The 24,462-nt window shown below is 72.5% G+C and carries 14 protein-coding genes and 1 pseudogene; 13 read left to right on the forward strand and 2 right to left on the reverse strand.

What is annotated here, in order from left to right; translation table 11 throughout:
* From Q8791_RS08860 to Q8791_RS08915, 12 genes are all read left to right on the forward strand, one after another.
* On the forward strand, nt 1-11,706 hold an 11,706-nt coding region (locus tag Q8791_RS08860; protein WP_330091132.1), incomplete at its 5' end, for an ADP-ribosyltransferase.
* Nucleotides 11,707-11,719: 13 nt separating this feature from the next.
* The gene (locus Q8791_RS08865) at nt 11,720-12,094 is read left to right on the forward strand and encodes a hypothetical protein (RefSeq protein WP_267949402.1); all 375 of its coding nucleotides are present in this window, start codon (nt 11,720-11,722) and stop codon (nt 12,092-12,094) included.
* Between the two features lie 59 nt (nt 12,095-12,153).
* Nucleotides 12,154-12,651, forward strand: a complete 498-nt coding sequence (locus Q8791_RS08870) for a hypothetical protein (protein WP_330091133.1) — start codon at nt 12,154-12,156, stop codon at nt 12,649-12,651.
* 687 nt (nt 12,652-13,338) lie between these two features.
* The gene (gene cas3, locus Q8791_RS08875; protein WP_330091134.1) at nt 13,339-16,095 is read left to right on the forward strand and encodes a CRISPR-associated helicase Cas3'; all 2,757 of its coding nucleotides are present in this window, start codon (nt 13,339-13,341) and stop codon (nt 16,093-16,095) included.
* 51 nt (nt 16,096-16,146) lie between these two features.
* Nucleotides 16,147-17,724: a type I-E CRISPR-associated protein Cse1/CasA gene (casA, locus tag Q8791_RS08880; protein ID WP_330091135.1), complete on the forward strand. Its 1,578-nt coding sequence runs from the start codon at nt 16,147-16,149 to the stop codon at nt 17,722-17,724.
* Nucleotides 17,721-18,467: a type I-E CRISPR-associated protein Cse2/CasB gene (gene casB, locus Q8791_RS08885; protein ID WP_330091136.1), complete on the forward strand. Its 747-nt coding sequence runs from the start codon at nt 17,721-17,723 to the stop codon at nt 18,465-18,467. Before casA ends, casB begins: the two co-directional genes overlap by 4 nt.
* Nucleotides 18,464-19,597 carry a type I-E CRISPR-associated protein Cas7/Cse4/CasC gene (gene cas7e, locus Q8791_RS08890; RefSeq protein ID WP_330091137.1) on the forward strand — a complete coding sequence of 378 codons (1,134 nt, stop codon included), beginning with the start codon at nt 18,464-18,466 and terminating at the stop codon, nt 19,595-19,597. The genes casB and cas7e overlap by 4 nt, the downstream gene beginning before the upstream one ends.
* The gene (gene cas5e / locus Q8791_RS08895; protein WP_330091138.1) at nt 19,594-20,352 is read left to right on the forward strand and encodes a type I-E CRISPR-associated protein Cas5/CasD; all 759 of its coding nucleotides are present in this window, start codon (nt 19,594-19,596) and stop codon (nt 20,350-20,352) included. The genes cas7e and cas5e overlap by 4 nt, the downstream gene beginning before the upstream one ends.
* Entirely contained in the window at nt 20,349-21,032 is a 684-nt protein-coding gene (locus Q8791_RS08900; protein WP_330091139.1) for a type I-E CRISPR-associated protein Cas6/Cse3/CasE, read from the forward strand. The genes cas5e and Q8791_RS08900 overlap by 4 nt, the downstream gene beginning before the upstream one ends.
* A gap of 5 nt (nt 21,033-21,037) precedes the next feature.
* Nucleotides 21,038-22,033 (forward strand): type I-E CRISPR-associated endonuclease Cas1e, encoded by a 996-nt coding sequence (gene cas1e / locus Q8791_RS08905; RefSeq protein WP_330091140.1) that lies wholly within the window; start codon nt 21,038-21,040, stop codon nt 22,031-22,033.
* A complete protein-coding gene (gene cas2e, locus Q8791_RS08910) occupies nt 22,033-22,407 on the forward strand; it encodes a type I-E CRISPR-associated endoribonuclease Cas2e (RefSeq protein WP_330091141.1) in 375 nt (124 codons plus the stop codon). Before cas1e ends, cas2e begins: the two co-directional genes overlap by 1 nt.
* Nucleotides 22,408-22,456: 49 nt before the next feature.
* Nucleotides 22,457-22,636, forward strand: a complete 180-nt coding sequence (locus tag Q8791_RS08915) for an alpha/beta hydrolase-fold protein (RefSeq protein ID WP_456238148.1) — start codon at nt 22,457-22,459, stop codon at nt 22,634-22,636.
* Nucleotides 22,637-22,651: 15 nt separating this feature from the next.
* Here the strand turns inward: Q8791_RS08915 and Q8791_RS08920 are convergent.
* Nucleotides 22,652-22,759, reverse strand: a pseudogene (locus Q8791_RS08920) (IS5/IS1182 family transposase); the annotation flags it as partial.
* Nucleotides 22,760-23,035: 276 nt separating this feature from the next.
* On the opposite strand from Q8791_RS08920, the gene Q8791_RS08925 reads away from it, so the two are divergent.
* On the forward strand, nt 23,036-23,860 hold the full coding sequence (locus tag Q8791_RS08925) for an alpha/beta fold hydrolase (RefSeq protein ID WP_330091142.1): 825 nt from the start codon (nt 23,036-23,038) through the stop codon (nt 23,858-23,860).
* A 342-nt stretch (nt 23,861-24,202) separates the two neighbouring features.
* Here the strand turns inward: Q8791_RS08925 and Q8791_RS08930 are convergent, their stop codons facing one another.
* Nucleotides 24,203-24,355 carry a hypothetical protein gene (locus Q8791_RS08930; RefSeq protein ID WP_330091143.1) on the reverse strand — a complete coding sequence of 51 codons (153 nt, stop codon included), beginning with the start codon at nt 24,353-24,355 and terminating at the stop codon, nt 24,203-24,205.
* Nucleotides 24,356-24,462 lie beyond the last annotated feature (107 nt).

The following is a 24,462-nucleotide window of genomic DNA, read 5'->3' on the forward strand; positions in this document are numbered from 1 at the left end:
CTCCCCCACACCAACCCGTGGGGAGGCGGGGACCAGGACCCCGGGAACGGGCGGCCCCCCTCCGAGAACGGATCCGACCGGGACAACCGGGAGGACAGGGGCGGAGACAACCAGGAAGACCGGGAGGGCCGGGAGGGCCCCGGTGCCGGACGCGACCGCGACGGCGGCCCCGACCGCGAGGACACCCGGCGACCCGACGCCCCCCCGGCCACCGCCACGGACAGCACCGACGACCGCGACCGGGAGGACACCGGGCGACCCGACCGCGAGGTCCCTCCGGCCACCGCCACGGACAGCACCGGCGACCACGACGCCACTCCCGCCCCCTCCGGGCAGGGCGACGGGGCGTCCGCGAACGACCGCGACGGCTCCTCCGACGTCGATGACGTCCCCGACCTGGTCAGCGACACCGACAGCAACGCCGGAAGCGACACCGACTCCGACTTCGGCGACCCCGACGACCGCGACCGGACCCCCGACGACACTGTCCGCGTCCACGACGACGAAGACACCCGCACCCCCGACACCGGCAAGGACCCCTTCGAGGCAGCGGACACCAAACCCCTCGGCCTCGACAACGACCCCTACCTGCCAGGGATGAACGACGGCCCCCTCGCCGTCAACTTCCTCAACGCCATCGTCCCCGACAACCCGATGACGGACGTGCCCCCCGGCACCGACCAGACCACACCCAACACAGGCAACAACGGCGACACGAACCCGACCGACCGCACCGCCCCCGCACCAGAGCAACAGCACGACCCCGCGCCCATCGCCGTGGCACCCCCCGCCGGCCACACCAACCCGCCACCCGCAAACGCACCGCAGAACCCGGCCCCCGACAGCGGCGGACGCGCTCCCCAGCGCACCAATGACAACCGCGCGCCGGATTCCTCCCCACAGCGCAGCGACGGCGGTGCGCGCACCGCCGAGAGCACGTCCCAGCCGGACACCGCAACCGCACCCGAGCAGCGGACCGCGTCGGAGGACGTCCAGCCGTCCACGCAGCCCGTCGCCGAAACCGGCGACGACCGACACGGCACCGGACCTAGGACGGAGAGCGCGCCGTCCCCGCCGCCCGTGGCCGAGAGCGGCGGCGACCAACAGGGCAGCGGTCCCAGGGCCGAGAGCGGACCGCCTCAGGGCACCGAGGACACCGGGCACACCGCTCCCGGGCGCGACGAGGACGTCTCCCAGAACGACGACCGCTCCGAGGACGACGCCAAGGGCCGGTCCGGCGACGACAGACAGCCGGACGAGGGAGATAACGACGGCTCCGGCGATGGTCAGCGTTCCGACACGAACAGGGAGGGGTCTGAGGGCGGCAAGGGCCGCTCAGGCGAGGAGGAGGGCGACGGATCCCGTCGTGAGAACGGCGAGGCCGGCGAACGCGAGGACGAAGGCGCCGGGTCCGTGCACCGGGACGCCCCCGACGGGGAGGCCGGTCCGGAGCGGAACGCCTCGCCCGCCGCCGAGGGCACGCCGGTCCCCACGCGGAGCACGGACACGGACGCGCCTCCGGCACCGCCCACCGCCGGACCCGAGCGCGCGGCGGACAGCGGCTCCGACACCCCCGGAGAGACGCGCACCGACCCCACGGCTCCCGGGATCGACCCGAGGGCCGACGCCCGCGCCGCGTCGGTCCTGGACCGCCTGCCCGAACTCACCCGGGCCCTCGCGGACAAGGACATCCCCAGGGCGCGGACGCTGGGAGCCGAGTTCTGGAGGCTGCTGCGACCGGTCGACGGCCCGGCCCCGGAGAACCACTCCATCCGCGAGGCGCGCGCGCTGGCCCAGGCACTGGTGTACGTCGTCTCCGACCCCTCCGACAGACGCGTCCCGCTGAGCGGCGAGTCCGCCTCTCCCGAACGCGTCCGGGACGCCGAGGCCCTGGCCCGCGGCATCGGCCGCCAGCTCCGGGACCGCCACGACCCGGTCCGCGCGCGGCTCTGGCTGCCCGGCGGGCGGCTCACGACGGACTACGTCCGCTACGCGATGCAGGACCCCGCGGACCGGGGGTCCTCCCCCTACGGCGCACCGGACGCGGTGAAGACCGTCAACACGGCGCTGGTGGACGGCGACGGAGACGTATCGGCCTCTGGAAGGCGGTCCGGGGAGGCGTCGGCCCCGGCGGAGGCGCTCGGATCCGCGGACCAGCCGTCCGCCGAGGCCGCGGAGAGCGTCGCGACCCGCGGAGAGTCCGACGCCGGAGAGGCCCGGGACTCGTTCCCGGATACGCCCGACGCACCGCCGGCGCCGCCGCACCGTCCCGAGAGCGTCGCGCCCCTGAGCGACCGGGCGGAGCCGGAGCCGGAGCCGGGGGAGCGCCCCGCGGCCGCCTCGATCCTGGACACGTTCCACAGCGCCCTCAACGAGCAGTCCCCGCCCGACCGGAGCGGACCGGTGACCGGGGAGGAGTCCTCCGGCCCGGGGGGCGGACCGTCCCCGCAGCCGGTTTCAGCACGATCGGTGTCCGAGCCGAACACGGACGACGAGATGACCGTGTTCCTGATGGAGACGACGGACCAGGACCCGGCCGAGGTTGACGGGCCCCCCGCCGAGCCCGGGTGGACGCGCGATCGGGAAGACGGGATGGCCGGCCTCCTCGGGCTGGAGGACCCGACCGCCCGCGCCGCGGAGCTCGACGACCCGGGCACCAACCCGCACACCTTCGACGCGCTGCCCCGGGACCAGCGCGAGGCCGTCGTCGCGCAGGCGGCCACAGGCTGGCTCTCGTCCCTCACCTGGACCCCCTCGCTGGACACCGCCTCCGTACAGAAGAGGCTGGAGGACCTGACGTACGACGCGGACGACAACGCCAGCGGCGACGACCTCAACGGCTGGCCCCTCTACGAGAGGAACGGGAGGCAGTGGCCGACGCTCGCCGAGATCCGGGAGTTCCACTCCGACGGCGGGAACACCCGCATCATCAACTGGCTCATCGATGACATCTTCAAGGCGCCGGACCCCGGCCGACGGCTGCGCCACTGGTACGACAACGCGGACGATGCCGGAGCCCTGGCCAAGGCCGCCGGCGGCGCCTACCCGACGGCCGACGGGGTCCTGGACACCCTGCGCACCCTGGACGCCGCGACCGACCGCCCGCTGCCCGGCCCCGTGGAGGTGACCTTCACGCTGAGCGGGGACGAGGGCCTCGCCGGGCTCGGCGGGTACGTCGAGGGCGACCCCTCCTCGCTGGTGGGCACCGAGCAGCGGGAGGCGGGGTACCTGCGCACCTCCCTGGACCGCTCACCGGCAACCGGAGACGACGGTACGGCCCTGGTCCGCCTGACCGTACCCGAGGGCGGGCGCGGCCTGTGGATCGGCGACAGGGCGGACACCTCCGACCCGTACACGCTCCTCCTCCCCCGCGGCACCGGCTACCGCGTCACCGACGTCACGGAGTCGGACGGGATCGTGGAGATCACCGCCGTGGCCCTGCCCGCGGAACCGCGACCGGTGGCCGCGCCCCCGGCGGAGCCCGCCGCGGTCCACGACGACGCGGGCCACGGAGACGACGAGACCGACGCCGGCTCGGAATCGGACGCCTCGGACGCGGACACCTATGGCAGGGGCACCCTCGACGAGGACGGCATCCGCCGCTTCGACTCGCCCGAGGAGGCCGAAGGGCAGGACCGGTGGCTCCAGGACCCGGCGAACAACCCCCACGCCTTCGACACCCTCACCCCCGACCAGCGCGGGATGGTCGACGCCTACACCAGGTCGGCCTGGATCACCCGTGTCGCCCGCATCCGGCCCTTCCTGCCCCAGACCGTCTCGCGGCAGCTGATGGAGTGGCGCTCGCAGTCCCGGTCCGAGGCGGCCGACCCCGACACGGCGCAGACGGCCCACGGCTGGGACCTGTACGAGGCCAACGGGCTGTCCTGGCCGTCCGTGGAACGGCTGCGCCAGATCGCGGCCTCCCCGCAGCCGATGCCCCCGCGGACCCGGGGGCTCATCCGGAACGTCCTCGACGCCCCCGACCCCCGTGCCGAACTCGAACACTGGTTCCACAACGCCGGATACGCGGGGGTCATCGCCCGACTCAACGGGGGCGTCTACCCCGACGCCGCCGAGACCAGGCGGCTGTTCCGCCTCCTGGACGGCGCGGTCGACCGCCCGCTGCCCGAGGGCATGGCCGTGTCCCGCGGCATGCAGTCGATCGACCACCTCCTGCGCACGACCGGGGGCCCGGACCCCCGCGGGCTGGTGGGCACCGTCCATACCGAGCCCGGCTACATGTCCACCACCCTGGGCGACTCCCCGTTCAAGACGGACTCGGACGGATTCCCCTTCCTGCTGCGCCTGGACGTGCCCCAGGGGAGCCGCGGCCTCTGGATCGGTACACGCAGCCACGACCCGGAGCAGATGGAGCTCACCCTCGGCCGCGGCACCACGTACCGCATCACCGGTGTCCAGGACAGGGTCGACCCCGAATCCGGCGGCCCGCAGACCGTGGTCACCGCGACCGTGGTCCCCCTGCCACGAGCGGTGCCCGACCTCTTCTCGGAGGGGAGCACGGGTGAGGACGGCGTCCGCAGATTCTGGAACGCGGAGGAGGCCCACTGGTACGGCCACCGCCTCCACGACCCGGCGCACAACCCGCACGCCGTCAACGCGCTCCCCCGGGCACGGCACGACCTCGCCCGCGCCCTCAGCGCGCTCGCGTCCGGGGTCGACCTCACCCGGACGGACCCGGACGGCGCCCGGGAACTGCTGGACTCCCTACGCGCGGCGAGCCGTGTCACCCCGGCCTCCACCCCCACGGAGCGGCAGCAGGTCCTCGGGTGGGAGCTGTACGAGGCGAACGGCCTCACCTGGCCCACCCCCGACCGGCTGCTCCAGCTCCTGCCCGCGGAGCGGGTGCGCAACCCCGCGCGGGCGCGATTCATCACCGACCTCCTCAGGCACGGCCCCCAGGAGGCGGCCCGCAGGCTGGGCGGGCTGTACAACGCAGCCGGGGCCGCCGGGGTCCTGGCCCGCGCGAACGGGGGCACCTACCCCTCGCCCGAGAGGCTGCTGGACATGCTGGCCTCCTATGAGAGCGCCGTCCGCCGTCCGCTGCCCGACGCGGTCGAGAGCACCTGGTACCTGGACCAAGCGGCGGCGCGGGAGCAGTTGCGCGGATTCGACCCGCGCGACCCCTCCGCGCTGGCCGGGACCGAGCAGGCCACCCGGGGGTACACCGCGGTCGCGCTCAACCCGCGGCCGGTCGGCCCGGGCGAGGGGGCTGCCGCGGTCGTCCGTCTCGTCCTGCCGCCGGGGGCGCACGGCCTCTGGCTGGGCGGTGCGGGTCCCCGCCCCCAGAAGCAGGAGATCGTCCTCCCGCCGGGGACCGGGTTCCGGATCGACTCCGTGGACACGTCCGAAGGCCGTCCCGTGATCACCGCGCGGGTGCACGCGCCGACGGACGACACCGCCGCGCCGACGGACGACACCGCCGCACCCGAGGTGGTGAGTGCGCCGCCCGCCGCTGGGGTCGCGCCCGACGGGACGAACGACGCCGCCACAGGACCGGACACGGTCCACACCGGGCAGGGACCCGGCGACGGACGGGGCCACGTCGACGGGAACGGGATCCGGAGGTTCCGCACGGAGGAGGAACTCGACGCCCACGACCAGTGGCTCCACGACCCGGCCAACAACCCGCACGCCTTCACGGGCCTGGGTCCTGAGCATCGGGCAAGGATCACGGGCTACACCATCGACGGCTGGCTCAACACCGTGGCCCGCGATTCCATGAGCGCGGACCAGGTGGCGATCGTGCTGGACCTGATGCGCCAGGACACCGTCGCTTCGTTCGAGACCAACCCCATGGGCTCGCGCGGCTGGGAACTGTACGAGATGAACGGCCTCGAGTGGCCGACCCTGGACCGGCTGCGGGAACTCCTGGCGCAGGGGCGCGTTCCGGAGAGGGCCGAGGGCTTCGTCAGGTACATCCTCGACGCGCGGGACCCGCAGGAGGAACTCGACAGCTGGCACGCGCGCGCCGGTGAGGCCGGGGAGGTCGCCAGGTCGAGCGGCGACGCGTTCCCGACCCCGGAACGCGCGCTCGAACACCTCCGGACCCTGACGGAGGCCATCGACAGACCCCTGCCCGAGGGGGTCGAGGTGATCCGCGGGCTGGAGGAACTGGACCACCTCGAGGGCTTCGACGGCAAGGATCCCTACTCCCTCGTGGGCACCGTCCACACCGAGCGCGGGTTCATGTCCACGTCGCTGGGGAACGAGCTCGCGGGAGTCACGTCCAATTACGCGCACGCGATACACCTGGTCCTCCCCCGCGGCTCCCGGGGCATGTGGATCGGTTCGGAGAGCAGGCACCCCGAGGAGCGCGAGCTGATCCTCCCCCCGGGTACGACCTACCGGATCACCCGGGCGGGCTGGGGAGGCTCCCGCGGGCTGGAGGGTCTGTACATCGAGGCCGAGGTGATCGTGCCGGAGCGGCCGGTCGCCGAACCGGCCCCGACACGGGTCGAGGGGTCCACTGACCTGCACGTGTTCACCGCGGAGACCGACACGGACGCCACCGTCACGGGCCCCGACGAACCCGGACTCGGCGCGGACGCGGAGGCCGGACTGGCCGCGCTCCTGGGACTGGAGGACTCCGGGCACGAGAGCGCCGGAGACGACGCGTACGACGAGCGGCCCCTTCTGGAGCGCTACGACTCCGACGACGAGCGGCCCCTTCTGGAGCGCTACGACTCCGACGACGACCGGCCCCTCCTGGAACGCTACGACTCCGACGACGACCGGCCCCTCCTGGAACGCTACGACTCCGACGACGAAGCGCCGACGGCCTCGCACACCGACCGGGCCCCGCTCGACCGGGCGGACGACGGCGACATCGCGGCCGCGACCCCCGAAACGAGCGGCGGAGAGGTCCGCGGGTTCCGCACCCGGGAGGAGTTGGACGCCTACGCGGAGCGGTTGGAGGACCGAGACGGTGAACCGCACACCTACGGCGCTCTCCCGCCGGAGCTGCGCGCCCTCATCAGCGCGCACACCGCGTTCCCGTGGCTCAGCAATCTCGCCCGGCTCGGAACCTCCGACCCGGCGGCCATCCAGGGCAGGCTCGACTTCTGGAGCAGAATCAGCCTGGAGAACGCCGCCGACCCCGACACCCCCAACGGGTGGGTGCTCTACGAGGCGAACGGCCTGTCGTGGCCCTCGCTCAGCCGGGTGCGCGAACTGTACGCCGAGGGAGGCCGCTCCCCGGCGTTCGAGGCGGTCGCGGCGGACATCTTCGGTTCCTCCGATCCGCGGCTGCGGCTGGACCACTGGTACGAGAACGCGGACGACGCGGGGGAAGTCGCCCGGGCCAACGGCGGTGTCTACCCCACCGGGGACAGGGCCCTGGAGCTCATCCGGGACATGGACACGGCCGTGGACCGGCCCCTGCCCGGCCCGATCGCGGTGTCCGTCGTGCTGGATGTCGGACGGGACCTGCCCGGACTCGACGGATACGACTGGGACGACCCGTCCGCCATCGTGGGCAGGGACCAGCGCGAGCGGGGGTACACCACCGTCTCCCTGGGCGACTCGCCCTTCACCACCGCACCGCGCGACACCGTAGCGGTCGTCCGCATGGTCCTCCCCGAAGACGCCCGGGGCCTGTGGATCGGTGGCCGGGGCGCGACGGGCGACCCGTACGCGCTGGTCCTGCCCCGGGACTTCGGCTACCGCGTCACCGACGTCCGGATCACCGACGACGGAATGGAGATCGACGCCGAGCCGGTCCACGCGGACATGTCGCCGCGAGAGCCGTCAGCGGAGGCCGGGGACGGCGACTCGGACGCCTCCACGGTCATCGACGAGGAGTCGCGCCTTCCGGCGGGCGACGGCCGCGGGCACGTCGGCGACGACGGATACCGGCGATTCCGCGCCCTGGAGGAACTCGACGCCTACGACCAGTGGCTCCAGGACCCGGCCAACAACCCCCACGCCTTCGACACCCTCACCCCCGACCAGCGCCAGATGGTCGACGCCTACACCAGGTCCGCCTGGATCACCCGGATGGCACGGATCCGGCCCATGTCCCCGACCGGTGTGGCGCGCCAGTTGGAACTGATACGGGCCGGGGCCCAACAGGAGGCCGGGCAGGCGGCGACCATGGTGACCGCCCACGGCTGGGACCTGTACGAGGCCAACGGACTCACCTGGCCCACCCTCGACCGGCTGCGCGAGATCCGGGCGAACCCGGACGGCCTCCCCCCTCGCACCGCCGGACTCATCGACTACGTCCTCACCGCCCGCGACCCCGCCGCGGAGCTGCGCTACTGGTTCCACAACGCCGGGTACGCCGGGGTCATCGCCCGCCACAACGGCGGGACCTATCCCGACGTGGACCGCGTCCTGGAACTCTTCCGCCTCCTCGACGACGCCACCGGCCGCCCCCTGCCCGAAGGCCTGGTCGTCTCCCGGGGCATGCACTCCGTCGACCACCTGCTGCGCGCGGCCGGCAGGTACGACGCCGACGACCTCGAAGGAACGGTCCACACCGAGCCCGGGTACATGTCCACCACCCTGGGCGACCAGGCCTTCAAGACCGACGCCGCCCCCTTCCGCTACCTCCTGCGGCTCAACGTCCCCCAGGAGGCGCACGGCCTCTGGATCGGCTCCCGCAGCCACGACCCCGAACAGCGCGAACTCACCCTCGCCCGCGGTTCCACCTACCGGATCACCGGTGTCCGGGAAACGTTCGACATGAACACGAGCGGGATCGTGACCGTGCTCTCCGCGGAGGTGGTCCTGCGACCGGAGGCCTTCGCGGACCCGCTCTCGGACGGACGGGTGGACGCGTCCGGTGTCCGGCGGTTCCGGACGCCCGCGGAGGCCGACTGGTACGCCCACAGGGCCGCGCGCGCGGAGCGCGGCATGCCGACGCTGGACACCCTGCCCGAGGAGACGCGCCGCGTCGCCGCGGCGTTCTCGGACACCCCGTGGCTCGCGGACCTGGCACTGGTGCCCCCGGACGACGTGCGGACGCAACTCGACCGGTTGCGCTCGATGAGCCGTACCGAGCGGCCCTCGGTCGTGGATCCCCACGGCAGCAGCGGCTGGGAGGTCTACGAGGCCAACGGGCTCACCTGGCCCACCCTTGAGCGGCTGCGGGAGATCGCGGACGCCGCCGAGGAGGGGGCCCCGAGAACGCACTTCCTGCGGACGATCCTCACGCTGGCGCGTCCCGAGGAACGGCTGGCCGGTCTGTACCGCAGGAGCGGTATGGCCGGAGCGCTGGCCGCGGCCAACGGGGGGACCTACCCCTCCTCCGCAGGTGTGCGGGAACTGCTCGAAACCTACGACGAAGCGGTGGGGCGCCCGCTCCCGGAGGCGGTCGAGACGACGTGGGTCCTGAACCACACCCGCGACCTCCGGTTCCCGGAGGGGTACGACGAGAGGAACCCCTCCGGCCTGGTGGGCACCGTCCAGAGCAGCCCGGGGTACACCACGGTCTCCGTGAACCCGGAACCGGTGGGCCTGGGGCACCCCGCGGTGACCGTCCGGCTGACGCTGCCCGAGGGCGCGCACGGGCTCTGGCTGGGCACGGAGGGCCCGCGGCCGTCGAACCACGAGATCGTCCTGCCCCGGGAGACGTCCTATCGCGTCACCGGCGCGGAGAGGACCGCTCACGGCCTGCTGCTGTCCGCCGAGGCCGTCCTACCGGAACAGACCGGCACCGCCTCCGGAACCCGACCGCCGGCCGTGGAGGAAACCCCTCCCGCGACCGTCGGGGGGACCGGGCAGGACACGGCCGCCCCCGGCGAGGAGACGGGACACACGGCCACCCCGGACACCTCCGCCACCGACACCGGACTCCCCGACGACGGCAGGGGGTACGTCGACGACCGGGGCGTGCGGCGGTTCCGCTCACTGGAGGAGACCGAAGCCTACGGCCGCTGGCTCCACGATCCGGCGAACAACCCGCACGCCTTCGACACCCTCCCCGACCGGCAGCGCGACGACGTGCTCGGGTACACGGCGGACGGGTGGCTCAACGAGATCGTCCGCGAGAACCTCTCGGCCGAGCAGATCCAGGACGCCCTGGACGAGGTGCTGGATTCGACCCGCCTCCAGACCACCACGGACCCGATGTCGGCCCGCGGCTGGAGCCTGTACGAGCTGAACGACCTGTCCTGGCCCACCGTCGAGCGCCTTCGGGAACTCCTGGCGCAGGACCGGGTGCCCGAACACGCCGCGGGCTTCGTCAGGTACATCCTCGACGCGCCGAACCCGGAGACGGAACTGGCGGGCTGGCACCGGCACGCGGGTGCAGCCGGTGTCGTGGCACGGTCCAACGGGGGCGCGTTCCCCACCGCGGCCGATGTGGCCGCGTTCCTGGAGCGCCTCGACCGAGCCGTCGACCGCCCGCTACCCGACACGGTCGAGATGGTCCGCGGCCTCTCCGAGGTCTCGTTCCTCGACGGGTTCCGGGACCTGGACCCCTACTCCCTGGTGGGCACCGTCCAGACCGAGCCCGGTTTCATGTCCATGTCCCTGGGCAACAAGCTGGCCGGGCACCACCAGGCCGAATCCGGGCACGTCATCCACCTGACCGTGCCCGCGGGCAGCCGCGGCCTGTGGATCGGTGAGAGGAGCGACTACCCGGAGGAGCGCGAGGTCGTCCTCGCCCGGGGCGCCACCTACCGGATCACCCGCGCGGGATGGGGCGGATCGTTCCAGCTGCCGGGCTTCTACATCGAAGCCGAGGTGGTGGTTCCGCCGCAGCCGGAGACCGTTCAGTCACCGGAGCAGCGGGGCGAGGACGCCACGGACGTCACGGACGTCACGGTGCTCACCGTGCGAACCGAGACGAACACCACCGTGACCGGCCCCGAAGAAGTGGGATTCAACAGTGGCACCGAAGCCTTTCTGACCGCGCTCCTGGGGCTGGACTCCGCCGTCGGCGCCGATACCACGGCCGCCGCGGCCCACCCGGAGACCACCGCGGAGGACTCCGCCGCTCCCCTGGAGACCGGGACACAGGCCGCCGGGCCGGACCTGCCCGACGACCGCCCCGGACGCGTCGACCCCGACGGCGTGCGCCGGTTCGCCACCGACGGCGACGGCGCGGGATACGGGAAGCTCGTCCTCGGCGACCGGTTCGCGTCCCTGACCCCGGAGCAGCAGGACTCCGCCCGGGCCTACACGAAGAACGCGCAGTTCTACAACGACTTCTCCCGGCACGCCAGCCCCGAGACCGAGGTCCTGCGACTCAGCGAGCACCGGTTCTTCGGCGCGTGGGTCGAGAAGTGGTTCGACGGGCACACCCCGACCCGGGAGAACGCAGAGAAGACCTGGGACCTCCTGCGCGAGGGGATGGAGCGGCTCGACCGGGCGATGGATCCGGTCCCGGAAACGGTCGAGGTCCGGCGCTCGGTGTTCAGCGTGGGCTTCATGGCCCCGCCGGGGAGGCCCTTCCACGACCCCACGGACCTGATCGGCACGGAGTTCCTCGAACGGGGGTTCCTCTCGGGGTCGCTGGGGGTCGAGACCGTGAACCGGACCGCCGCCTACCAGTTCCACCTGGCCGTGCCCGCGGGGCACCCCGCCCTGTGGATCGGCGATGGCAGCGTGCACCGGTCGGAAAGGGAGCTGCTCCTGCCGCGCGGAACGCGCTTCAGGATCGACGACGCGCTCCAGGACCCCGACACCGGGCAGTGGGTCCTGCGGGTCACCGTGCTCCCGTTCACCCCGCGACCGTGACGAAGGAGGAGGGATGACCGACGAGGAGCAGGCCGCGCGGGACGAGTTCCGCCCCGAGTTCGCGGGCGCCGAGCCCCGGTTCGCCGCCGACACCGACGGGCCGGTGCTGCACGTACCGGTGCTGCGGGAGGACGGGAGTGCGCTGGGCCGCCTCTGGGCTTCGCGGGACGGGGCCGCCGCGGGGTTCCTGCCCGTGCCCGGTCCGGCGGGGCTGAACGCCAAGGGCGCCTGGGTGCGCCGCCTGATCCTGGCCCGGGCCCAGGGGCTGGACGCCCTCGGCGCGCTGGCACGCTGGACCGGGGCCCCTCAGGACGACCGTGCCGGGGCGGTCCCGCCGGGGAGCGTGCCCGAGCACGCCGACCGCCTGGACGGGATCCCTCCCCCCTGATCCGGGCAGGACACCCGGTACCGCAGTGACAGCTGGAGACGAGAGGAAGTGGGGACGGCATGGACGGTGGGCGCTCACCCGAGGACGGGTACCGAACGGACCGGGGCGGGGCGGAGCCCGATCCGTCCAGCGGGGCCGACGGCGCCGGGGGTCCGGCCCGTGCGCCGGGCGCGGGGCAGGGGGCGTTCGACCGGTGGAGCGACGAGGCGCTGGCCCCTGTACTGGTCGGCCGCTCCTACGCCCCGACGACCGCGGGCCCCGTGGTGTACCTCCCCGTGCACCGGGACGGCGGCCTCATCGGGTACCTGTGGGCCTCCGAGACCGAGGAGGCCAGCGACTTCCAGCCCCTCCTGCCTCCCGACACGGCGGGCAACGTCGCCCGCGGCTGGTGGACGATGGAGCACGTGCGCCTGCGCGGCGAGGGGCTGACCGCCCTGGAGGCGCTCCGGTCCTGCGCCGGGAGGGTCGACGACCCCCAGGGGGGACGTGTGGACGCCGACGCCCCCGAGTCCCGTGCCGCGAGCCTGGAGGAGCTGCGCGCCCTCGCCCGCGGCTGAGACACCGCACCGGCCCCGCACCACCGGAGTGACGGTGTGGGGCATCGGACCGCCCGGTCCGCACCGGGGGGTCACGGGCGTGAGGGAAACCGCCCCCGCGAGCCCCGGACCACGGACGGGATCCGTTGGCGCCACTCGCGGCAGGAACGCGGCGACCCAGCCCGTCCAGAACCGTTCGGATGGGTGCGGTGCCGGCGTGCCCCCCGGGGGTCACTTCCGATCACCGTTCAGGAACGGTGGTAGACGCTCTCCCTGCCGGTCCACCCCCACGTGGGGCTCACGGAGGCCAGGGAGCGGGGGAGCTCGCGCGGGGCGGTCCATCCCCACGTGCGTGGGGCTCACATGGCCGTGGACTCCAGGCTGCCGATCTGGGCCGGTCCATCCCCACGTGCGTGGGGCTCACGCGTCCGTGTCCAACTGGGAGAGGGGCAGGTGCGGTCCATCCCCACGTGCGTGGGGCTCACTTGATGGGGGCGTCGAGGCCCTTCTCGGTGGCGGTCCATCCCCACGTGCGTGGGGCTCACGCTTAACGACCTGCGACAACGCGGGGCGTTATCTCCGCGAGACCTACTGGCCAGTTAAGAAATGGCCGACCTCGGCCACCCCTCACAAAACCCTGCAGAATGTCCCGCCCCAGCGCTAGCTTCACCTCACAGCATGCTCTCATGAACGCTGGAGCACACCAGGATGACAGTCGATCCCCCGGATCTCCCCGATCCCGCCGATGGCCCGGCCCATATCGATCTCGGCCTCTGGGCCAAAGAACGCCACCTCCGCGGCCATCGGTACCCGTACGTCCTCCATGCCCTCGACGCCACCGCCGCCGCCCTCGTCCTGTGGGACGTCGTGCTCCCCAGCGGACTGAAGCGCCGGATCGCCGCGGGCCTGGATGCGGACGAACACGGCGCCCGCGCGCTGGTCGCCTTCTGGGCCGGGTGCCACGACATCGGCAAGCTCATCCGCGAGTTCCAGGAGCAGGTCGCCCTCGACTTGTCGGCCTATCCCGGCGACCCGCATCCCGGGGACCGGGCCGGCCACTCCTTCGTCACCCACCAGTGGCTCGTCACCGCGCTCGGCTCCCTCGGCTACAACGACGAGGACGGGTACACCGCGCACCTGGTGGCCCAACTCCTCGGAGGCCACCACGGGGTCTACCCGGAGCCCCTCGACGAGTACACGACGCCGCGGTTCCAGAACGGCCCCTGGCAGGAACAGCGCGAACGTTCGACCCGGCTCGTCCACGAGGCGGCCGGCTCCCCGGAGCCGCCCGCCCGGTTCGAGACCGCGGTCGCCCCCCTGGTCTGCGGACTGGTCATCCTCGCCGACTGGCTGGTCAGCCAGGAGCACTTCCTGCTCGACCGGCTCAGGACCCCTCCCTCCGACGGCGGCCGCCCGGCCCTCCTGGCGCACTTCCGGGCCTCCACCTCCAGGATCATCGACCTGGTGCAGGAGGCCGGGCTGCGCCGCCTCACCACCGCCCCCGCCTCGTTCGCCGAGTCCTTCCCCGGATTCACCCCCAACGGCCTCCAGGACTCGCTCGCCCGCCACCTCCCCGGCCTGTGCGCGGAGGGCGGTCTGGTGCTGGTCACCGCACCCCCCGGCGAGGGCAAGACCGAGGCCGCCCTGCACGCCGCGGACCTGTTGGGCAACGCGACTGGGCACGACGGACGCTTTCTCGCCCTGCCGACCATGGCCACCGCGGACCAGATGTACGGTCGGCTGAAGAAGTACGCGGAGCACCGCTCCGAGGTCGGGTCCCCCCTGACGCTGCTCCACTCCATGGCCTGGCTGAACCCCGAGTACGCGCCCACGGACAGGGAGCTGGCCCGCGGCGACGACCTCGCCCCCACGAGCTGGCTCATGAAGGCCAAACGGGGTCTGCTCGCCTCCTGGTCGACCGGCACCATCGACCAGGCCCTCATGGCCGCGCTGCCCTCGCGGCACAACGCCGTGCGCATGTTCGGCCTGGCCGGGAAAGTCGTGGTCGTGGACGAGGTTCACGCGGTGGACCCGTACATGCAGATCCTCCTGGAACGCCTCCTGCACTGGCTCGGCGTCTACCGCGCCCCGGTCGTACTGTTGTCCGCCACCCTGCACCACTCGGTGGCGAACTCCTTGGTGAAGGCCTACGTCACCGGCTCCAAGGGCAAGGTGAAGCGGTCCGCGCCGCCGTTCGTGGAGAAGATCGGCTACCCCGGATGGCTGCACGTGCACCCCGGCAGCGGCGAGGTCACCTCCAACCCCGAACCGTTCGCCACCACGGAGCGGGCCCCGCTGAAGATCGACCTGGTTCCCATCCCCCTCAGGGACAAGCGCCCCGACCGGGAGCAAGCCCTGCGCGACCTGCTCTCACCCCTGGTCACCGAGAGCGGGTGCGCCGCCGTCATCTGCACCACCGTCGCCGAGGCCCAGCAGACCCGGAACCTGCTGGCCGCGTGGTTCGACGCACTGGAGGACCCTCCGGAGCTGTTCCTGCTGCACGCGCGCTTCCCCCAGGACCAGAGGACCCGCATCACCGCAGAACTCACCCGGAGGTTGGGCAAGGAGGGTGCCGGGGACGGCGACCGTCCCACGCGGGCCGTCATCGTGGCCACCCAGGTCATCGAACAGTCCCTGGACCTCGACCTGGACCTGCTCGTCACCGATCTGGCCCCCGTCGGCCTGCTGCTGCAACGCGCGGGCCGCTGCTGGCGGCACGAGCACCTGGGAGTCGTCGCACGCCCCGCCTGGGCGAGGGAGCCGCGGATGGCGGTGCTGGTCCCGCAGGAGCAGCAGAGCAGGGGGCATGTCCCCCGTTCCTGGCAGTACGTCTACACCCCGTCTCTGCTGATGCGCACCCACACCCTGCTGGCCCGCAGGGCCGGTGCGCACGTGAGGATCCCTGAGGACATCCAGTCCCTGGTGGACGACCTCTACGACGACCCGACCCTGATCGAGGACGTCACCGCGGACATCAAGCGGATGGGTGAGGAGTTGGCCCTGCGCACTCACGGGCGCAACGCGGTCATCCCCACCAGCAGGGAGGTCTACGGAGACCTGTCACCGCTCACCAAGGCCGACTTCGAGATCGGCGAGCACTTCCTGGCCACACGGTTCGGTGCGGACTCGGTGCGGGTCCTGTGCTGCTACCGCGACGCGCACGGCGAGCTGTGGCTGGACGAGGCCCTGACCCGACGCCTTCCTGCCACCGACCACGAGGGCCGGATGTCCGGGGACGACCTGCGCGCGGTCATCTCCCGCACCATCCCCCTGCGGGCCGACCGGAACACGCAGCCGCCCCTGGCGGAGGCCAACCGGGGCCCGAAGGGGTGGGAGCAGAACTTCCACCTCCACGACCTGGTGCTCCTGGTCCATCCGGTTGGCCACGGCGCGACCGGTGAGGCCGTCCTCGGTGACAGGCGCCTGTACCTCCACCCCGACAACGGCCTCGAAGAACGCACCTGACCCCGACCCGCCCCGGACTCTCCCGTCCGACCGACCCTCCACGGAGCGACGGTGACCCCTCCCTCATACGACCTGGCCGAACGGCCCTGGCTACCGGTGCGCGCGGCCGACGGCGCACCCGCGCCCGCGGTCGGGCTCAGCGAACTGCTGTCCCGCGCCCACGCGCTCTCGGACATCGAACTGCCGATCCCCCCGGCCTCCGCCCAGTTGTGGCGGGTGCTGACCCTGCTGGCCGCCCGCGTCACCGGCCTGGACGCCGCCGACGAGGCCGGTGCCTGGTACAGGACGCGCCGCGAGGTCCTTGACGCAGGGGCGTTCGACCACAACCGGGTGGAGGCCTACTTCGCCTCCCTCCCGGACCGCTTCGACCTGTTCCACCCCGAGCGGCCCTGGGCACAGGACCCGCGCCTGCGCGCACAGTGCGCCAAGACCTCCGGGGTCAACAAACTCGCCTGGGGCCGCACCGCCGGGCAGAACCAGGTGTGGCTGGGCGGCCACCACCACGACCTGGCCCCGGTGCCCCTGCCCCCCGACGAGGCCGCCTGGCACCTGCTCGCCACCCTCGGCTACGGCCCTTCCGGGCGCTGTACCTCGCGCACGGTCGACGGCCGCTCCGAGGCCAACAGCACCGCCGGCCCGCTGCGCGGGACGGTGTCCTTCCATCCGCTGGGGCGGACCCTGTTCGAGAGCCTGGTCCTCAACATCCCCTTCGACGGCGACAGTGACGACGAACCCGGCGATGTGGAACCCGCACCCTGGGAACGGGACGCCCTTCCCGATCCGCTGGGACCCCCGCAGGAGTCCACCGGCTTGGCCGGAACCCTGCTGAACCAGGCCTCGCACGCGGTCCTTCTGGTCCCCGACCCGGGCGGCGACAAGGTCGTCGACGCCTACGTCACCTGGGCCCGGCGGGACCGGCCGGTTCCGCCCACCGACCCCTTCCTCATCCACCTGACGAGCAAGGAGGGCCGCCGGTACGCCCGCCCCGCCGACGCCACGCGTGCGGTCTGGCGTGATCTGGACTCGCTGCTGTCGGAGGACTCCCAGGACCGGTTCCGCCCCGCACTGCTCGGTCACCTGACCAGCACCACCCACCTCCCCGAGAAGCTGCGGCGGACCCTGCGGCTGCGCGCCTTCGGCTTCGACCAGGACGGCCAGACCCGCGACCGCCAGTGGTTCACCGCCAACACCCCGGCCGTCCTGCGATGGCTGGAGGACTCCGCAGACGCGTCCGAGGAGGCCGTCGCGGCACGCACCCGGATCCGGTTCACCCGCCGCTCGGCCGAGTCCCTGGGACTGCGCCTCAAGCACGCCCTGACCGACGCCTGGAAGGAGGGCAACAGCCCCTCGGGCGGCTCCGGACGTACCGATACCGGGACCGGCCCCTGGCTGAGGCGCGGCCTGTCCCGGTACTGGTCCGAGGCCGAGTCGGAGTTCTGGAGGATCGCCATGGACACCGAGGCCCGGGGCCCCGGTGTCGCCTTCTCCCGCCTGGCTCTGGCCGCCTATGACGAGGTGACCGGGCCCTACTGTTCGCGCCCCCGCGTCGCCGCCGTGGTGGAACGGCACCGGCGGGCGCTGTTCCTGCGGCGGCCCACCCGCCGTACCGACCGAGGAGACATCACATGAGCAAGGCGAAGGAGGTCCTCCGCGCCGCAGACCGGATGGCGGGAAACCTCGAAGACCGTGTGCGCGACGAACCCGCGGTGCGGGCCGTCCTGCGCAGGGCGAGCGGCAAGCGCGTCGAGGATCCCGCGGTCCTGCCGGTCCACGGGTTCGTCGCGCGCTACCTGGACCGGCTGCTCACCTCCATCGAATCCGACGGCAGCGCCCGGTGGTGGTTCCCGGAGAGGGACGTGGAGCGCGCCTTCTACGGGGTGGCCGCGATGATCGCCGCCCAGCCCCGCCAGGCCCGCGACCGGATCGGTGTGGGGGGCGAGGACTCCCCCGACGAGACGCCGCAGGACGCGTCCGCCGACCGGGACTCCCCCGGTGAGACGGGCGCGGGGCAGCGGCCCACCGACCCGCTGAGGAGGCACGCCAACCTCGGTGCAGCCCTCGGCGGGGCCGTCACCCAGGGCCGGCTCAACGCGGACACCACCGAGGAGCGCCTGCACCTGCTGTGCCGCCAGTCCGCCGACGGCGTGCACGCGCAACTCCCCCGCCTGGTCCTGTACGCCCGCGACAAGGACGTCCCCATCGACTGGGGGCGCCTGGCCCTGGACCTGTCCCGCTGGGGGGCCGATCGCGACTCCGTGGCCAAGGAGTGGATGCAGGGCTACCACCGCACCATCGAGACCGAGAGGGCCAGGCGCGACGAAGCCCGGGCCCAGAACGCCACCGCCGACGACTCCGAGGACCACGCAGCATGAGCACTCCCACGTTCCTGGACGTCCACGTCCTGCACACCCTCCCCTACTCCAACGTCAACCGCGACGACCTGGGCTCTCCCAAGACCGTCGTCTACGGCGGCACCGAACGCACCCGCGTCTCCAGCCAGAGCTGGAAGCGCGCCGTGCGCCACCGGGTCGAGGAGCGCCTGGGCGACCCGGCGGTGCGCACGCGGCGCATCGTCGGAGAGATCGCCGGGCGCCTCACCGCCCTCGGCTGGGATCCGTCCCTCGCAGAGCAGGGCGGCAACCAGGTCGTCCTGTCCGCGGCCAAGGGCGGGATCAAGCTGGAGAAGGAGAAGGAGGGAGAGTCGCGGGTGACCTCCGTGCTCCTCTACCTCCCGGTCTCCGCCGTCGACGCCCTGGCCGCCATCGCCCACGAACACCGTGAGGCCGTGGCCAAGGAGTCCGCCAAGAAGTCCCCCAAGGGGATCCTCCCCGCCGACGACATCGTGGCGGTGCTGCGCTCGCGCAACGCCACCGTCAACCTGTTCGGCCGGATGCTCGCCGAACTGCCCTCCACAGAGGTGGACGGGTCAGTGCAGTTCGCGCACGCCTTCACCACCCACGGCACCAGCGTGGAGGTGGACTTCTTCACCGCGGTCGACGACGTCCCCAAGCAGGACGACCACGGCAGCGGACACATGAACGTCGGCCAGTTCAGCACCGGCACGTTCTACCGCTACGCCAACATCGACCTGGCCGGGCTGCTGCGCAACCTCGACGGGGACACCGCCGTCGCCCGCGAGCTGGTATCGGAGTTCCTGCGCGCGTTCCTGGGCACCGTCCCCTCGGGCAAGCAGAACGCGACCGCGGCGATGACCCTGCCAGACCTGGCCCACGTGGTGGTGCGGTCGGACCGGCCGGTGTCGTACGCGCCCGCCTTCGAGGCGGCGGTGCGCGGAACGGAGGGGTTCACCCCCGCCTCGGTGTCCCGGCTGAGCGACTACGCCGGAAAGCTCGGCCAGCTCTGGTGGCCCGACACCGTGCTCTCCTCGGTCCACGCCGGGATCGACGACAAACCGGTCGAGCACCTCGGCGAGCGCTTGTCGGGCTACCCGAAGCTGGTCGAGACCGCCGTGGCCGACTCCTACCCCGGGAACGGGTCGTGACCGGTCTGCTGCTGCGCCTGGCCGGACCGATGCAGAGCTGGGGGGAGCACAGCGCGTTCGGGGAACGCGACACCCTGGCGTTCCCCAGCCGGTCCGGCCTGGTGGGCATGTTCGCCGCTGCCCAGGGCGTGGGCCGGGAGGAGGGCCTGGAGCGCTACGACGGGCTGCGGCTGCTCGTGCGCGTCGACGCGCGCGGTGTCCGCATGACCGACTTCCACACGGTCGGAGGAGGCCTGCCCCGGGAGCGCACGGTACCCACCGCCGAGGGCAAGCGACGCCCGGAGGGCGCGACCACCATCGTCACCCGGCGGGCCTACCTGGCCGACGCGGTGTTCACCGTGGCCGTCTCCGGCCCCGGGTCCGAGGACATCGGGCGCTCCCTGCTGTCCCCCCACTGGCAGACCTACCTGGGGCGGCGCTCGTTCGTCCCCGATCCCCTGCTGGTGCTGCGGGTTCAGGCCCCCGACCCCGAGCACGAACTGCGCACAGCGGTGCCGCTGCCGCGCCGCCGTGTCCCACAAGGGCAGCGGACCGTGGAGGTCGAACTGGTCTCCGAGCAGGTCTCGACCGGCGCCGCCGACACCGGCGGCAGGACCGTCCTCAACGACGTCCCCCGCTCCTTCGCCTCGGCCCACCGCCGATACACGAGTCGGGAGGTCCTGGTGGAGAGGACCGCGCTGTCCGCGGACCTGGTCTCGGACAGCATCCGTCAGTACCAGGAACGCCTGTTGGCCTACGTCAAGGAGCACCGTTGACCTGGCTCACGAAGATCACCCCCGACCTGTCGTCGCGGCGGGCCCGTGCCGCCTTCGCCAACGCCGGGGAACTGCACCGGCTGCTCATCGGCCTGGCCTCGACCCACCTGGGCGAGGAGCGCATGCCCTCGCCCCGTCAGCACACCGGTCTGCTCTTCCGGGTGGACGAGGGCCGCAGCGGTCCGGTCCTGCTCGCCCAGAGCCACGACCGGCTCGACCTGACCCGGGTCGGCGACGGGATTGGCGAGGCCGCCGAGCGCGACCTGTCGTCCTTCCTCGACGGGCTGGAGAAGGGGCGGGAGGTGCGCTACCGGCTGGCGGCCGCCCCGAGCAAGAGGCTCGGCAAGTCGGAGAAGAACGCCGAGCGCCTCGGTGACCGCGCACGTGCGGGAGTGCACGCCTACACGCGGCCGCTGTACGGGGCCGACGCCGAGCAGTGGTGGCGTGACCGCGCCGGGCGCCACGGGCTGGATCTGCGCGAGGTGCTGAGCACCGGGCTGGGTCCGGCCCTGGACCAGGGCGGGAGCGGCAGGCGCGGCGTGCGCCTGCACATGACCCGGTTCGACGGACACGCTGTGGTCAGCGACCCGGAGGCGGTGCGCAGGGCCGTGGTCGAGGGCGTGGGCCGCGGCAAATCGTTCGGCTGCGGGATGCTCAGCCTCGCTCCGGCGGAGTGGTGAGGCCGGTGACCGCGACGAGTGAGTCCCGGGCGCGCAAGGCGCTGGCCCGACCGACCCTGGCGATGCTGCCGAAGGTGTCGGACAACCTGTCGTTCCTGTACGCGGACATCTGCCGGATCGTGCAGACCGACACCGGTGTGTGCGCCGAGGTCGCCGCCGGAGCGGGCACCGTGCACCGAGTACAGATCCCCACGGCGTCCCTGGCCTGTCTGCTGCTCGGCCCTGGCACCTCCATCACCTCGCCCGCGCTGGCGACGTTCATGCGGCACGGGACGACGGTGGTCTGCTGCGGTTCGGGCGGCATCCTGCACTACGGAAGCCTGGTGCCCGAGAGCCGCACCACCGTGTGGCTGGACCGGCAGGCGCGGGCCTACGCCGACGACACGGCGCGGCTGGCCGTGGCCCGGCGCATGTACGCGATGCGGTTCGGGGAGGAGGTGGAGGAGGGCGTCGGCATCGAGCGCCTGCGGGCCCTGGAGGGGCAGCGTATGAAGGCGCTGTACCGGAGCCTTGCCACCAAGCACCGGGTGAAGCCGTTCAAGCGCAACTACGACCCGGCCGACTGGGACGGGCAGAATCCGGTGAACAAGGCGCTGTCGGCGGGGAACGCGGCCCTGTACGGGGTGGTGCACTCGGTCATCGCCCACCTGGGCTGCTCCCCCGCTCTGGGCTTCGTGCACTCCGGGAAGCAGCAGTCGTTCGTCTACGACATCGCCGACCTCTACAAGGCGCGGACCACGATCCCACTGGCGTTCTCCCTGCACGGGGCGGAGAACCCCGAGGGGCGTGCCCGGACTCTGCTGCGGACCGAACTACAGCTCTACAGGATGATCCCTCGCATGGTGCGGGACATCCAGGTCCTGCTCGACCCGGACACCGGGGACGAAGACGAGGACGAGGGCCCGGAGGCGACGACGCGCCGGTGGCGGGTGGTCGACCTGTGGGACCCCGCCGCCGGCGCGGTCTCGGGCGGGGTCAACTACGCGGTGGAGGGGCGCTGATGGGGTCGATGGTGGTGATCTCCACGACCTCGGTCCCGGACCGGGTGCGCGGCGCCCTGTCCCGGTGGATGACCGAGCCCGGCGCGGGCCTGTACGTCGGCACGATGAACGCCCGGGTGCGCCAGGAGTTGTGGTCCGCCGTGAGCGCATCGGTGGGGGACGGCGCCGCGGTGTGCCTGCACACCGCCGACAACGAGCAGGGCTACGTCGTGCTCACGGCAGGCGAGCGGCGACGGCAGGTGCTGGACTTCGACGGCCTCCAGTTGATCCGGCTGACGGCTCAGATCGAGGAGGAGGACCCGGAGTGGCTGCCCGAGGCCCCGGAGCGGCAGGACGGGGGCGAGACGCCGGGAGCGGAGGAGGTCCCCTTCTAGGGACGGTGCGGGAGGCAGCGTTGCCCGCGGCGGGCGGGGCCGTCCGCACCTGCGCTCGAAGCTGCGTGGCAGCGAGTCCGGGCACGGCCTCTTCGGCCATTCCTACGGAGGTCTTTTCGCCCTCTACGCATGGCTGCGCGAGACAGGACTCTTCGCGAGCGTCGGGGCGGGCAGCCCCGGTGTGGCCAGTGCGGACAGCCAGATCTTCACCCTCGTCGAAGCACGCTAAGGGCTCATCTCGTGTGGTGAGTCGGCGGTAGCAGATCAGCGTACGAGCGATGCCGGCGAAGGCCGGGAAGTGATCGGCCTTGCGCTCGTACCGGCGGTGCAGACGGCGGCTCCCGGCCAGCCGACGGAGCGGGCCCCGGGTACACCAGCCCGCACACGGCGCCTGGGAACCGTGGACACCCCGGTCACGGCCGCTGATCTGCGCGCCCTGACCCTCTGGCTGGCACAGATCCCCCGGAACCGGACGCCAACCCGCGCCTCTCCCTCCGCGCCGCCGGGAGGACTGCCCGGAGTGGATGCGCCCCAAGCTCAGCACCTGAGACCTCCCCTCGCACCTGGCCCAACCGCCTCCCGCTGACCCGCCGAAACCCCCAGCCCCGACCAACCTTTGAGAGACCGTATGACCTGGTCCGAACGCACCGTGAAGAGTGGCGGCGTCCGTATCTCCTGCCGCGACTGGGCAGGGACCGGACGCCCTGTAGTCCTGCTGCACGGACTGGCCGGCCACGCGGGTGAATGGGATGCCATCGCCCGGCAGTTGAGCATCCGACACCGGGTCGTGGCAGTCGACCAGCGCGGCCACGGTGCCAGCGAACGCTTCCCCCACGACCTCTCCCGCGCCGCCTATGTCGCCGACGTCGTCGCCGTACTCGACCAGCTCGACCTAAGGATGCCCGTCCTGATCGGCCAGTCGCTCGGCGGCCACGCTGCCATGCTCACCACCGCCGCACACCCCGACCTCATCCACGCGCTCGTCCTGGTCGAAGCTGGACCCGGTGGCCCGAATCCCCACGTGCAGGAGGAGATCGGCGGATGGCTCGACTCGTGGCCAAACCCCTTTCCGTCGCGGCAGGCGGCCGTCGACTTCCTCGGCGGCGGGGCAGTCGGCGAAGGCTGGGCAGCCGGGCTGGAGGAGCGTGACGGCGGCTGGTGGCCGCGTTTCGACCGCGACGTCATGGTCGACTCGCTGGCCGAGAACGCCCGGCGCTCCTTCTGGGACGAGTGGGCAAAGATCGCATGCCCGACCCTGGTCGTCCTCGGCCAGTCCGGCATCATCCCCCCGCAGGAGATCGACGACATGTTCCGCCTACGACCGGATACGACAGCCGTGAGCATCCCCGGCACAGGGCACGACGTCCACCTCGAACGAACCGACGCGCTGCAACGGATACTCCAGGGATTCCTCCGCGACATTCCCACGTATCCCGCTCCGAGGCGCACCTGACCCGGAGACGCCGTGCTTGCGCGTCACGCCCGGAGTGCCATGCCTGTGCGCACGTCGCGTCGGATGGCTGCGTACAGCTCTGTCTTGGACTGCGACGGCATCGGGTCCCCTCCGCGATGGGAAGCACACTGATGCTCTCACCGCAAGGCCCTCGGGGTTGCCGAACTCATCGACACGACAGAGCGATGAGCAGGGGTGTTGACCACACTCATCGACAAACGTTGCCGTCAGACACGAACAGAACCAAGGAGAACCCGATGGTCTCCGGCGGCCTCGTCGGCGGACAGGACCCCGGACACGACGAAGGCGCCGCCCGACAGGACGACGCCACCGGGGATCTTCCTACTCGTCGACGCTGAGCACCAACGCGTAAGCCTCGGCGAGGTCCTTGACGTCCTCGGCCTCCTCGGAGACGGGAGCCAACTCCACGATCTTCTTGAGGATCGCTTCGCGCGCCTGGGCCTGGATGTCCTGTGTGTCCTGCGATTCAGTCATACGCCAACCCTAGACCCGCGGCCGGACATGTCCGGTCGCTTCCCCATATCCACCAGCTGAGGCCACCCGGGCGGTGGCCTCTCCGCATGTGGAGACCACGTGACCGA

Source organism: Nocardiopsis codii (assembly GCF_036327455.1).
GTDB classification, from domain to species: domain Bacteria; phylum Actinomycetota; class Actinomycetes; order Streptosporangiales; family Streptosporangiaceae; genus Nocardiopsis; species Nocardiopsis codii.